This window comes from Capnocytophaga sp. oral taxon 324 str. F0483 (genome assembly GCF_000318315.2).
In the GTDB taxonomy this organism is placed as follows: Bacteria; Bacteroidota; Bacteroidia; order Flavobacteriales; family Flavobacteriaceae; genus Capnocytophaga; species Capnocytophaga ochracea.
In genome coordinates this window covers 1-13,325 of record NZ_KB291511.1, presented here as the reverse complement: position 1 = coordinate 13,325, position 13,325 = coordinate 1, and the positions used below count along the sequence as shown (strand labels likewise).

The 13,325-nt window shown below is 41.0% G+C and carries 9 protein-coding genes; 6 read left to right on the top strand and 3 right to left on the bottom strand.

Annotated features, from left to right (window positions below; translation table 11 throughout):
• Window positions 1-463 precede the first annotated feature (463 nt).
• Window positions 464-3,769, top strand: coding sequence for a DUF2723 domain-containing protein (locus HMPREF9072_RS04685; RefSeq protein ID WP_009410785.1), 3,306 nt, complete (start codon window positions 464-466; stop codon window positions 3,767-3,769).
• Between the two features lie 4 nt (window positions 3,770-3,773).
• Here HMPREF9072_RS04685 and HMPREF9072_RS04680 read toward each other — a convergent pair whose 3' ends face one another.
• Complete coding sequence (locus tag HMPREF9072_RS04680) at window positions 3,774-5,711, bottom strand: LTA synthase family protein (protein ID WP_009410784.1); 1,938 nt, start codon at window positions 5,709-5,711, stop codon at window positions 3,774-3,776.
• 6 nt (window positions 5,712-5,717) lie between these two features.
• Entirely contained in the window at window positions 5,718-6,881 is a 1,164-nt protein-coding gene (locus HMPREF9072_RS04675; RefSeq protein ID WP_009410783.1) for a glycosyltransferase, read from the bottom strand.
• A 63-nt stretch (window positions 6,882-6,944) separates the two neighbouring features.
• Between HMPREF9072_RS04675 and HMPREF9072_RS04670 the strand changes: the two genes are divergently transcribed.
• The 5 genes from HMPREF9072_RS04670 (at window position 6,945) to HMPREF9072_RS04650 (ending at window position 12,776) form a co-directional block, all read left to right on the top strand.
• Window positions 6,945-7,718, top strand: coding sequence for a glycosyltransferase family 2 protein (locus HMPREF9072_RS04670; RefSeq protein WP_009410782.1), 774 nt, complete (start codon window positions 6,945-6,947; stop codon window positions 7,716-7,718).
• Window positions 7,718-9,079: an O-antigen ligase family protein gene (locus HMPREF9072_RS04665; RefSeq protein ID WP_009410781.1), complete on the top strand. Its 1,362-nt coding sequence runs from the start codon at window positions 7,718-7,720 to the stop codon at window positions 9,077-9,079. The genes HMPREF9072_RS04670 and HMPREF9072_RS04665 overlap by 1 nt, the downstream gene beginning before the upstream one ends.
• Before the next feature lie 201 nt (window positions 9,080-9,280).
• A complete protein-coding gene (locus tag HMPREF9072_RS04660; RefSeq protein WP_009410780.1) occupies window positions 9,281-10,207 on the top strand; it encodes a PfkB family carbohydrate kinase in 927 nt (308 codons plus the stop codon).
• A 61-nt stretch (window positions 10,208-10,268) separates the two neighbouring features.
• Window positions 10,269-11,555: a glutamate-1-semialdehyde 2,1-aminomutase gene (hemL, locus tag HMPREF9072_RS04655; RefSeq protein ID WP_009410779.1), complete on the top strand. Its 1,287-nt coding sequence runs from the start codon at window positions 10,269-10,271 to the stop codon at window positions 11,553-11,555.
• Between the two features lie 510 nt (window positions 11,556-12,065).
• Window positions 12,066-12,776, top strand: coding sequence for a porin family protein (locus HMPREF9072_RS04650; RefSeq protein WP_009410778.1), 711 nt, complete (start codon window positions 12,066-12,068; stop codon window positions 12,774-12,776).
• A 366-nt stretch (window positions 12,777-13,142) separates the two neighbouring features.
• Here the strand turns inward: HMPREF9072_RS04650 and HMPREF9072_RS12475 are convergent.
• Window positions 13,143-13,325 (bottom strand): hypothetical protein (locus HMPREF9072_RS12475; protein ID WP_232300836.1); only part of this gene is annotated, 183 nt, incomplete at its 5' end.

Genomic DNA, 13,325 nt, shown 5'->3' with positions numbered 1-13,325 from the left:
TTCCTCTTTCTTTCGCCTCGAAACCCTGTTTTTACCATTTTTAGCCTTGTTGTATTATACTATTAATCAATTTTTTACACACCCTTTCTATACCAATCGTCCAAGATTCGTATAAGCTCTCTATAAGCTAACCCCACCCATCTTACACCCTTTTTTCATCAAAAACCCCCTCAACTCTTTTCCGAACTTTTCCGTTTTCTTCCGAGCTCCTAAACCCTCCAAATTTGCTAATTCAACAGCCTGTGTGGCTCACACTGCCTGTGCGGCTCGCACCTTTGGCAAAGTATAGTGATAACAAATATCCCTCCTATCACATACTCTACTTTTGCGGGGCACAGACCCAACTGTCGTGAACTGACTCCAAAAGAGAATGTAGTGAAGGAGTGAGGGTGTATATCTGATTGACAAATTTGCTCATTTGGTAATTGTTTCTTACCTTTGCACTTTGAAATATAAAGTACTGATGACAGATAATCAATTTAAGAAATATAACCTCATTGTGGGGTGGACTGTTTTTGCCGTAGCTCTTATCACTTATGGGCTTACGGTAGAACCTACGGTTAGCTTTTGGGATTGTGGCGAGTATATTGCTACCTCAGCGAAATTGGAAGTGGGTCACCCTCCCGGAGCGCCTTTATTCCAAATGATGGGTGCTTTTATAGCTGCTTTTGCTCCCAACTCGGATAAGATTGCGCTGTTTGTGAATTATATGTCGGTTTTATCGAGTGCTTTTACGGTTCTTTTCTTGTACTTCATCATTGTAAATTTGACCAAGAAAATTGCTTTAAAGAGAACCGATTCTGTTGAAGAAAAAACGTCTGCTACGCTTACCCAAGGGCAGTTTATCGCTGTTTTGGGGAGTGGGGTTGTAGGGGCTCTTGCCTATACTTTCTCGGATAGTTTTTGGTTTAACGCGGTGGAAGCAGAAGTGTATGCAATGGCAATGCTATTTATGTCGGCTATGTTTTGGCTGGGCATTAAGTGGACGGACAGTTTGCACGAACCACGTGGCGACCGCTGGTTATTACTGATTTCGTTAGTAGTGGGGCTTTCGTTTGGGGTGCACTTTATGGCGTTACTGACCATTCCTGCCATTGGTATGCTTTATTTCTTTAAGAGTAACTACAAGAAAACGGTAGTGAACTTCATCATTGCTAATGTAGTTTCTATCGCTATTTTGCTGTTGATATTTAAACTGATATTACCTTACACCTTGGCGTACTTTGGTTATTTGGAAGTATTTTTTGTGAATAGCTTCGGTATGCCGTTCAACTCAGGGACTATTATCGCGGGACTCTCGGTTATTGCGTTCTTCTATTTTACGCTGAACTACGCTTATAAGCAAAACAAAGTGCGCTTGCAAACGGGCGTTTTATGCTTGTTGTTTGTGTTTATAGGGTTTTCGTCTTGGCTAATGATACCTATTCGCGCGAATGCTGATACGGTTATCAATGAGAACAGTCCGACTGATGCGCGTTTGCTATTAGCTTATTACAACCTTGAACAATACCCCGAAACGCATTTGTTCTACGGTCCTATGTATTCGGATAAATACGCTGGATTAGACGAAGAAAACCCGTATGAAGATGCGAAGCCAAAATACGAGCGCGATTATGCCTTAGGCAAATACATCATCGTGAATCAGTACAAAAACGCTCAGATGGCGTCGAATAGCAAACAAGAGGGCGTTTTGCCGAGAATGTGGAGTGCGCAACACGCGGCAAATTATATGAAGCTCACAGGGCTACTTACGTTTAGAATAAAAGAAGAAGCGTATAACGAGCCGAAGCTCTATCAGTTCTTACAAGAAGTGCAAAGACAAATGCAAATACAACCGCTTCCGCCTGAGCGTTATGACCAATTCCTTACCGAATATCGGGACTATATAGAAGTAGAGAAGCCAAGTTTTTGGAAGAATATGCACTACTTGTTCGAGTATCAGTTTGGATATATGTACTTCCGCTATTTTGCTTGGAACTTCATAGGCAGGCAAGACGATGTGCAAGGCAAGATGGAGAATGACCACGGCAACTGGCTATCGGGTATTAAGCCTATTGATAGTTTCCGCCTTGGGTCGCAAGACAACCTTCCTGCCGATGTGCTGAACAATAAAGCTCGTAATACTTACTATTTCCTGCCTTTGCTCTTAGGACTCTTAGGGTTATTTTTTATGGCGACGAAGAGCGAACGCCAAACGTGGGTAGTGATGATGCTTTTCCTCTTTACGGGTTTGGCAATGAAAATATACCTCAACGAACGACCGTTTGAACCGCGAGAGCGAGATTATGCGTTAGTAGGTTCGTTCTACGCTTTTGCTATATGGATAGGGGTGGGTGTATACGCGTTATTCCACGCACTTAGGAAGGTGCTTTCGCCACGAATAGGAGCACCTTTGGCAGTGGTAGCGAGTTTGCTTGCTGTACCTGTGCTGATGGCAAGTGAGAATTGGGACGACCACAACCGCTCGCAAAAGTATTCGGCAGAGTTTATTGCGGACGCTTATTTGAGCTCGGTAGTTAAAGATAAAGACGCTATGATATTCACCATTGGCGATAACGATACGTTCTTACTGTGGTATGCCCAAGAAATAGAAGGCTATCGCACCGATGTGCGGATAATTAATACCAGCTTGTTGCAAACGGATTGGTATATCGACCAAATGAAGCGCCAAGCGTACCAAAGTAGTCCTATCCCAGGTGAAATGGTGCACAAACAATATGCTCACGGGGTACGTGAAGGGGTGTATTTTCAAAAACGCACCGAGAACCGCTGGAACATTAAAGACTTTGTGAAATGGGTAACCAGCGATGACCCCAATACACAGCTCAGTAGCAGTAGTAGTGAAAGTAGAACTTTTAACTACTACCCTACAAACAAAATACGGATTCCTGTAAATAAAGAAAACGTACTAAAGAGCGGCATTGTAAGACCTGAAGATGCTGATAAAATAGTAGACTATATAGATATCACGCTTCCTAGTGCCATCGATAAAGCACGTATTGTGATGCTGGATATTTTGGCTTATAACGATTGGAAACGCCCGATATACTTCTCAGGAGGTAGTATGGACTCTGCTGAGTATATCTGGATGAAGGAGTACTTACAATTAGATGGACTGGTGTACAAACTTGTGCCTATTAAAACAGAAATCGATAAGAAGCACCCCTTTGATATGGGTCGTATAGACAGTAATTTGATGTACGACATCATAAAGAAATGGGATTGGGGCAATATGGGTAAAGCAGGTATTTACTTAGACCCCGAAACGCGTAAGAACAGTATTATCTTCCGCGGTAATTTGGCACGTCTTACCGAAAAACTGATAGAAGAAGGCAAATTGAATAAAGCTAAAGATATCTTGGATATCGGAATGAAGCATATGCCTTTGGAGGCTTATGGCTATTACTTCACTCTCGATCCTTTTGTACAAGGTTATTTTAAGGTAGGTGAGAAAGAAACCGCTCGTAAATTAGCCTTGCAGATATTTGGGAAATATCAAGAAGAACTGAATTATTACGCACACTTATCGCCAGATGAGCGATATGCTAATACTGCCAGAATACAGTATACCATAGACCGCTATGGAGAATTATTATTACTCATAGCGCCTTTGGATAAGGATTTTTACGAAAGACAAGTAGAGGTGCTCAGAGCGAAGGCGAGTCCGTTTATGAAATCGCAAGAGCTTGATGAGTATATGAAGATGCTAATGGATGAGGAGGAGGATACACTTGTTCAGGCAGGAGCGGAGGAAGATAGTGGAAATTAGGTAATCATTGCAGTTTATCATTAATGATTCTATCCATAAAATCTTGCATAAAGGCACGCAAATCAGCGATGCCTTTTTTCATTTCTTCATTATGGGCGATTTGGTCTTTGAGGTTGTGGGTGAGGTTTAAATCGTCCTTAGCATATACACCAACTACTTCACCTTGGAGGTCTAACACATAGATAAAATTACCTTGAATGAGCTGGTAGAACTGCGTATTGGTAACAAAAGCACGAGGAGTTTCGTCGGCTTTGTTTGCTAGCAAGCTACGCCCCCAAGAGCGGAAAGGCTTTTGGTACCCCATCAAATCTACGAGAGTAGGAAAAATATCTATTTGTTGCCCCAATACATCTGAGCTCCCCTGTGGGATAAGTGCTTTATTAGGGCTAAACAAAATAATAGGCAAACGGTGGTGTGCTATCTTCTGTTTGTAATAATCGTAATAATCTTCAGTAGTATGGTCAGGGATAATGGCAAAGATAGTGTTCGTATACCAATCTTCTTTTTTAACGGTATCGAAGAATTTTCCAATGGAATAATCGGCGTATTCCACTACGTTATGCATAGGCATATCACCGGTATTAAAACGCTTGTTGAGGGGTTCGGGCACTTTATAAGGACCGTGAGAGGAAAGAGTAAAAACCGTTGCCAAAAACGGACGTTTCATTTGGTTGATGTTTTTTGCGAAATACTGCAAGAAGGGTTCATCGTCTATACCCCAACTGCCATTATAGTAGCGCTCATCGTTGAATTCAGTGCGCCCTAAGTAAGTTTCATATCCTATTTGGTGGGTATAGCCATCGAAATTCATAGAGCCATTGGTAGCACCGTGCGCAAAGAGCGTTTGGTAGCCCAAAGAGCGTGCGATTTCGGGCAAAGATGACACTTTGCGCTGAGCATATCCCGACCTTACCCAAGCGGTTTGGAAGGTAGGCATACCTGCCGTTACAGCCGAAATGCCTTCAATAGAATGAACACTATTGGCATAAATATTAGTAAAATAGAACCCTTGTTGTGCCAAAGAGTCTAAGAAAGGCGTGTGAGTGCGGTAGTTTGGAATATGAGTATTTTGATTCATCACTCCGAAATATTCAGCGCCCATTCCTTCGAGAATGATGACTACTATGTTAGGCTGTTTAGTAATATTACGATGATATTGTTTGATTGGTTTGATATTTTGGGTAATATAGTCTTCGGTAGTAAATTTAAACTCTTTAAAACCTTTGTTTTTGCCCATAGTGCGCAGAATGGTAAATGGTGTATTGAGCAGTACATTCACTTGAGAAATATCGCGGGCATATTTGCTAGCGTCCATCACAGTAAGTGGAATCACCCCTTTTTTGAACGAGAAACCACGTATACCAAAAATAAGCGTAGGTGCCAATAGCACCAACACCACTACCGATGTGATAAAGTAAGGTTTTCGATGCATTACATTTTCTTCTTTTACGTGCACTTTCTTGTAGAGGAATATCCACAACACTATCAACGTTAAAAAGACAACAAAAATAGCCCAATACTGTACTAAAAAACCAGCGAGCAACACAATAGGGTTGTGTTCATTTTCTACCAGTGCCCAATCGTTAGTCGTAAGGCGTGTTTTATTATATGAAAAATAAGCAATATCGATAAAATTGAGCAGATAAGCAGGTATATTACAAATGAAGTACACCCAGAAGAGGACTTTTTGGAAAATAGGCTTGGTATTGATGAGCAGAGGGAGCACACTTAGGAAGATGAACAGAAGGTTCACGTAGATAATGGCGGTAGTATCGAATAGCAAGCCGTAGAAAGCGAGGTGCAAAAAGTCGGCTATACCGTCTACACTGAGGTGCGCCTGATTGAAACTATAAAAGGCGATGCGAGCTAAAAAGTAAAATAGGTAGACTAAAGCCAGTCGGTAAGCAAGAATTTTGTATTCGGCAGTGCGGAAAGATTTCATAAGTAATTACAATATGGTTTTAAACAATTCGTCCCATTGTTTTACGATTGTTTCTATACTATAGTCATTTGCTTTAGGGAGAATATTTTGTCGGATTTTGTTTCTCAAAGAAGCGTTATGCATCAATTCGGAAAGTTGGTGAGCATAATCGTTCATATCGAAAGGTTTTACAAGTATACCATTCACGCCATTAGGAGCGAGGATACCTCTTACCCCAGCAGAACAGTCGAAAGCGATAGGAACGACACCAGCTTGTTGGGCTTCCATTAGGACAGTTCCTTGTCCTTCCATTTGAGAAGAGAGGCAGAAGATAGTAGCCTTATTGTAATAAGGATAGATATCATCGGTTTTACCGACGAAAGTAATGCGGGGTAGAGAACGTTCTTCTACCATAGCGCGTAGTTTAGGGAGCTCTTTGCCGTCGCCAACAAGAAAGAATTGCCAATCAGGAAATTGCTCATATACCATTTCCCATATAGAGACTAATCGGTCTACACGTTTATCTTTATAGGACATACGACCTACGTATAGCAAAACGTTCTCTTTTTGGAAAGAGTAGGGAGTAGACACTGAAGGAATAGGGGTAGAAATCGCTTTTAGTTTGTGATTATCGGTGAGTTGTAGAGCTTGGGTGAGTTCATCTTTATAAGCTTCGCAGAGCACGGTAAAGGCGTGGTAATGGTTGTAGATAACGCGGTATTTTTCGATTCTAATTTTTCTGTACAAGTGGTAAGAAGGTATCTTGAATCCCCAGAAATAGAGAAAGTGTAATAGACTTTTCTTCGCTTTTTGCTTGAGGCTTTCCAATTCGTTTTCGGACTGCCAAAAGGTAGCTCCATAATGAGCAAAGATACATTTGCATTGAGTTCTCTTAAAAATACCTTCGCAAGAAGCGCTAAAACTCTTGCCTATGAAAGCTAAAACATCAATACCTAATTCGTTTACTTTATCGGCTAAAGACACATTAGGGCGAGAAAACAGGCGGGTTTTGCCTATATTGACAAAAGTGATATATTGTTTATCTTCGTCGGTAAGCTCTTGATGAGCGATATGAGAAGAAAACACAAACACTTTATATCCTAAGGCTGTGAGATATGGCGCTATATTAGAGGTGATTTTCTCTCCCCCTCCATAAGGAAATCGACCGTGAACAAAACCGATGTTGGGCATAATATTTTTATTTTAAATGCAAAAATATAGAAAAAATACTATCTTTGCAAAAAAAATAATAAAATGTCACCTATATCTGAAAAAGTAAGCGGACTGATTATCACTTATAATGAGGAAAAAAACATCGCTGAAGCGCTCTCGTGTTTTGACTTCTGCGACGAAATCATAGTAGTGGATTCGTATAGTAAGGATGCTACTGTGCGCATTGCTGAGTCTTTTCCGAAAGTAAAGGTGATACAGCATAAGTTTGAAGATTTTGCGAAGCAGCGCAATTTGGCGTTAGCGGAGGCAACCAATGATTGGGTGCTTTTTTTGGATGGTGATGAGCGCATTACTCCTAAGCTTAGAGCTGAGATTATACAGACCTTGAGCCGTACGGACAAGAAAGACGCTTACTATTTTCGGAGGTTATTTTTCTTTGCGGGGAAACCTATATACTATTCGGGTACACAAGGAGATAAGAATTTCCGCTTATTCCGCAAGTCAAAATGCCATTACGTGCCTGAGCGCAAGGTACACGAGACGCTTGCCGTGGAAGGTAGTATAGGGGTGCTTAAAAACAAGCTGTTACATTACTCGGTAAGCGACTATGATTCGTACAGACAAAAAGCGGTGCTGTACGGCAAATTACGTGGAGAAGAAATGTACGCTAAGGGAAAACATTACAATGCTTTAAAGATGTATACTAAAATGTGTTTTACTTTTTTTAAGACGTATATACTCAAGTTAGGTGTCTTAGATGGTAAAGAAGGCCTTTTGCTCAGTAAGGTTTCAGCCTTATCAGTATATGAGAACTTTAAAGCATTAAAACGAGAAGAAGAAAGGTATCAAAGATAATGGTAAAAAGAATTGAAAAATATTTTTCGTGGGGTAGTGTAGGACTACTACTATTAGCTATAACTTATACACTTTTTCAGTTGGATGAAGAAGCTCTTTGGGATGTACATTCTTTTAGAGGAATTCTATCTGTTATTGTTGTTGTTGTTGTAGCAGAAATCTATTTAAGACGAAAAATCCTTTTTGAAAAACTTTCTTTCTTTGAAGGACTCTTTGCGGTGGTGGCAGCAGCTATTGTAGCTTCTTATCTATATAATTTCAAACTTAATTTAGGGCTCAGTATAGTGTTGCTCTTGTTTTGTTTGGGGTATGGAATTTACAAACGCACTTTTTATAAGCCACACCCTATAATGCTCAGTTTGTTAGCTTTTACAGTAATGAAGCTATTAAGTGTTTTATGGGCAACAGATAGGACGACTGCTTTTGATCATATAGATTATTATTGCTTTTTTCTTTTCTTGCCAGTGATAAGTTGTTTTTATAGACCTGAAAAAACTATTCTCCGAGCGTTTATTTATATTCCTTTTTTTATTTCACTCTTGTTACTCCTACTCACAGTAGCCGATTATATCTTTTTAATGCACTACTTAGGGAAACCATTAGTAAGCTTCTTAACTCTAGACAAAACTTACTTAGGGCAACATCTTGATACAGGCTTTGCTACTTACTATCAACCAATAATTTGGAGTATTACCTTCCATCCCAGTAAAATAGCTTGGGGATTTTTAGTAATATGGACTATGGGCTACTGGTTATGGCGTGAAGAAAAAGGAAGGGTTATCAATACATTTCAGTTTTTGCTGTATACTTTTTTGATGGCAATGATAGCACTCATTTTACAAGCTCGTGTAACTATTTTAGGTATCTTTATATTGATATCTTTATTCGTCTGGGTATCACTGATGAAACAGGTTAAAAAGCCTAAACTGATTGCTTTTTTCACAGTAATAGTTTTTGTTATAGGAAGTTTGATTACTAAAGAAATTATTACTAATACTACGTTTTTTAATGATGAAGGACGTGCTAAAATCAATGAAGCTGCCTTAGTACATTTTAAAGAACACCCCTTTATAGGTGGAGGTGCAGGTTATGAAACCCAGCTAATTCACAGTTTAAACATCAACCTCAATAGCCTTCACAACGAGTTCCTCACAGCCCTTTCTGATCAAGGTTTGTTAGGACTCTCCTTCCTATTACTTTTCCACGTATTAGTAATATACTACGGACTCAAAAACAAGTATTTCTTAGGGATTTACGTACTCCTTGCCTTTGCCATCTTCAATGCTACCGAAGGCGTAATGGGCTTACCCATTTGCATTCCTTTCTTCCTTTTCTGTCTTATTCCTCCCAAACAAACTTAACCTCTCTTTGCTTCTTTTAAAAGTATTCTTCTATCAACCTCCTTTTATAGATTTTTATCCTATACTTCCCTTCTGTTCAGCTTTCTTATTCTCACAATTTTTTTTTCGCCTTTCCCTTCTCTCTATCCACTTTTTTCACTACCTTTGCCCCCGAAATCTATTACTCACAGATCCAGTGTTTACTGGTTTTATCTATTTTAAATGAATAAACTACTCATTCTCGGAAGTATCGCTTTCGACCAAATAGAAACTCCTTTCGGAAAAAGCAACGCTATTATGGGGGGCTCGGCTAACTATATAGCCCTTGCTGCCGCTCAGTTCGAAGTCCCCTCAGCTGTCATCTCTATCGTAGGCGACGACTATCCACAAGACTACTTAAACCTCCTCGCCCAGCGCCATATCGACATATCGGGCATTGAGATAGTGCACGGAGGAAAAACGCTCTTTTGGAGTGGCAAGTATCGTAACGATATGAACCAACGCGATACCCTCGACACCCAACTGAACGTGCTTGCCAATTTCAAGCCCGTAGTACCCGAAGCCTTCCGCGATGCCGAAGTGCTCTTACTCGGCAACCTCCACCCTACTCTGCAAATGGAGGTACTCGACCAGATGCTATCGCGCCCCAAATTAGTGGTGATGGACACAATGAACTACTGGATGAACCACACTTGGGACTTGCTAATGGAGGTAGTCACCCGCGTAGATATGATTACAATCAACGATGAAGAAGCACGCCAACTTACCAAAGAGTATTCGCTCGTGAAAGCCGCCCAGCGCATTATGGCAATGGGTGTGAAGTTTGTGGTGATTAAAAAAGGCGAACACGGGGCGCTATTATTCCACGACGACAAAGTGTTCTTTGCGCCAGCACTCCCCTTAGCCGAAGTATTCGACCCCACAGGTGCCGGTGATGCTTTTGCTGGCGGACTCGTAGGCTATCTCACCAAAACCCGCGACTATTCGTTCAGCAATCTAAAAAATGCTATTGTTCACGGCTCGAACATCGCCTCGTTTTGCATCGAGAAATTTGGAGCTGAGCGCCTGCTTACCCTTACCCAAGACGAGCGTCTCACCCGTTTACAACAATTCCGTGACCTTACTCAATTTGACATTCAACTTAAGTAAGAGATAAGAAGTAAAAGTGTTATCTATTGCCTCTTATCTCTTACCTCTTACCTAAATAGATATGCTTTACAAAAGAAGTAGCGAACTATTCGCAGCCGCACAACAAGTACTCCCTGGCGGAGTCAATTCACCCGTACGCGCTTTCAATGCCGTAGGGGGACACCCTATTTTCATCAAAGAAGCCCAAGGCGCTTACCTCACCGATGAAGACAACCGCAAGTACATTGATTATATCGCCTCTTGGGGACCACTCATCTTAGGACACGCCTACCCTCCAGTAATTGAGGCAGTAACCGAGCGCGCCAAGAAAGGTACTTCTTTCGGTATTCCTACTGAAGTCGAAGTCCAAATCGCCGAATTAGCGGTCTCAATGGTGCCTCATATCGATAAGATTCGCTTTGTGAATAGCGGAACTGAGGCTTGTATGAGCGCTATACGCTTGGCTCGTGGCTATACCGGTCGTGAGAAGATTATCAAGTTTGCCGGTTGTTACCACGGACATTCCGATGCTTTCCTCATCGAGGCTGGTAGTGGTGGTGCCACTTTTGGTAGTCCCAATAGTCCTGGCGTGACTCAAGGCACAGCTAAAGATACGCTTTTAGCAAACTACAACGATTTAGCCTCCGTAAAAACCCTCTTTGAAGCCAATCCACAGCAAATCGCTTGCGTAATTATCGAACCCGTAGCCGGAAATATGGGCTGTGTACCTCCTGCCGAAGGTTTCTTGGAAGGATTGAGACAACTCTGTACCGAAAACGGAGCGCTTTTGATATTCGATGAAGTGATGACCGGCTTCCGTTTGGCAAAAGGCGGAGCGCAAGAGGTCTTTGGTATCAAAGCCGATATCGTTACCTTCGGAAAAGTGATTGGTGGCGGACTCCCAGTAGGGGCTTTTGCCGGTAGCAAAGAGGTGATGAGCTATTTAGCTCCCGAAGGTCCCGTGTATCAAGCGGGGACTCTTAGCGGAAATCCTTTGGCGATGAGTGCTGGATTGGCAATGCTCACAGCGCTGAATGAACAACCTGAGGTATTCGACAGTTTAGCGAAAAAGACAGCTTACTTGCACGAAGGCTTCGACAACGTACTGAAACGCGCAGGGTTCCCTTACCAAATCAATAGCTTTGGTTCGATGTTTACCCTCTTCTTTGCCGAAGAACCCGTAACCGATTTCGCCAGCTCAGCTAAGAGCGATACAGCACGTTTCCGCAAGTATTTTCACGGAATGCTACGCGAAGGTATCTACTTACCTCCAAGCGCTTTTGAAAGTTATTTCCTCAACGACGCCCTTACTTACGAAGATTTAGATAAGACCATCGGAGCTCTCAACAGAGTAATTATGGAATTGTAACACTCATAGTTAGCGTCATACTACACTTTGTCAAAGTCTCTAACCGCACGTACTGCTACGATACTTTTTGACAAAGTGTTTTTTTATTATAGCTTATCAAAATTGGTTTGCGAATTTTCGTTTTACACTTTGAAAAGAAACATTCTCTTGTTACATATCCAGCTGTGAGTCCTCGTTGGCTACCTTCAAAGGGGGAGTGTAGTGACGGAAAAGCGACAAGCGGGGAAATTAGTAAATTAGGAAATGAGAGAATTGGAAAATGAGTAAGTGGAGAAAATAGTTCTTTGAGCTGTAGGATTAGTGAGACAGGTAGGACAAGAGTATTGAACAAGTGGAACTTGTGGGACGAGTTTGAGGGTTTAATTTTAGGCAGAAGCTTTGGTAACGGTTGTGGTAAATAGACTGATAATCAGGGGTAGTATTATATTTAACATAAACTTTAACATTATTTTAACATATGGGGGGGGGAAATTCGTACTTTTGCTCTAAATTAATTTATAAAAGAAAAAAATGTACAGAATTATTACCACTATTGCAGTGGCGTTTGCTACTATTACAGCGGTTAACGCCCAAGAGTTTAAAGTAGGTGCTAAAGCAGGATTACTTTTCCCTACGGTTTCTAATATTAAAACTACTTTTACCAATTCTGAAGGGATAACAGCCATTGAATATAAAACAGGCTTTAAGACAGGCTTTCATTTTGGAGGTTTTATAGAATACGGCTTTAACGACCATTTATTTGTAGAAGGAGGTATAGACTATTCTTTTCAAGGAGCTAAAGTGAAATCACTTGAAGCTACTACCATAGATAACAATGGTAAGATTGACATTCAAAAGGAAGATATTCAAAAGGGGAAATGGAATACGCAACAGCTTAACATTCCTCTTTGGGTGAAGTATGATATTGCTGGTTTTCGCCCTAAAGTAGGGGTAAACTTAGGTTACTTAACTAAAATAGAGATAAAAGGAGAAGGAGATAACCAAAAAGAAGAGACTCAATCACTTCCTCCTAAGAAAAGGTTTGACTTTGGTTTAGGTTTGGGTGCTGAATACAACTTGCCTTTTGGCTTATTCTTCGACGCTACTTTCAATTTAGGACTTACTAACTTATCTAACGAAAGTAAAACAGAATTAGACAATCAAGGAAGAGTTTCTTCCTTCCGTCCTTCTGTAGAATTTAAAAACCGTGTGATACAAATAGGAGTAGGGTATAAGTTTTAAAAGAATATTATTACTTAAAAGAAAAGACTGCTTTTTACAGCAGTCTTTTTTTGTTAAAGTACCTATCAAGAGTTGAACAATTTGATTATAAATATAATTCTTTACTCGGTTATAGATTTCCGACTCACTTATAAGACCCCGAACTCCCGAAGGGGGACAAGCCACAAATAGGGTTACTTGGTTGAAAAGAAACATTCTCTTTTCACATATCTAGCTGTGAGTCCTCGTTGGCTACCTTCAAAGGAAACAACATCCCCCTCTCACATACTCCGCTATCGCGGACTTCCGTTCAAAGGGGGAATGTAGTGACGGTGTGAGGTTGTAGCACGACAAGCGGGGAAATTAGTAAATTAGGAAATGAGAGAATTAGAAAATGGGGTAAATGTCAATAATACCAGAAATACTGATAATTAACTTTGGCAAAGGTGCGAGCCGCACAGGCAGTCGTAGCACGGCAGGCGAGGAAAAATTAGCAAATGGGGGAAGCGTTGAGGGATTCGAAAGGAAGCGGAGAAGTTCGGAAGAGGGGAGGGAGAGATTTTGATGAAA

What these genes read in the sequence shown, in the direction of transcription:
- HMPREF9072_RS04685 (WP_009410785.1), top strand. Translation starts at nt 464, where the DNA reads ATGACAGATAATCAATTTAAGAAATATAACCTCATTGTGGGGTGGACT.
- HMPREF9072_RS04680 (WP_009410784.1), bottom strand. Translation starts at nt 5,711, where the DNA reads ATGAAATCTTTCCGCACTGCCGAATACAAAATTCTTGCTTACCGACTG.
- HMPREF9072_RS04675 (WP_009410783.1), bottom strand. Translation starts at nt 6,881, where the DNA reads ATGCCCAACATCGGTTTTGTTCACGGTCGATTTCCTTATGGAGGGGGA.
- HMPREF9072_RS04670 (WP_009410782.1), top strand. Translation starts at nt 6,945, where the DNA reads ATGTCACCTATATCTGAAAAAGTAAGCGGACTGATTATCACTTATAAT.
- HMPREF9072_RS04665 (WP_009410781.1), top strand. Translation starts at nt 7,718, where the DNA reads ATGGTAAAAAGAATTGAAAAATATTTTTCGTGGGGTAGTGTAGGACTA.
- HMPREF9072_RS04660 (WP_009410780.1), top strand. Translation starts at nt 9,281, where the DNA reads ATGAATAAACTACTCATTCTCGGAAGTATCGCTTTCGACCAAATAGAA.
- hemL (WP_009410779.1), top strand. Translation starts at nt 10,269, where the DNA reads ATGCTTTACAAAAGAAGTAGCGAACTATTCGCAGCCGCACAACAAGTA.
- HMPREF9072_RS04650 (WP_009410778.1), top strand. Translation starts at nt 12,066, where the DNA reads ATGTACAGAATTATTACCACTATTGCAGTGGCGTTTGCTACTATTACA.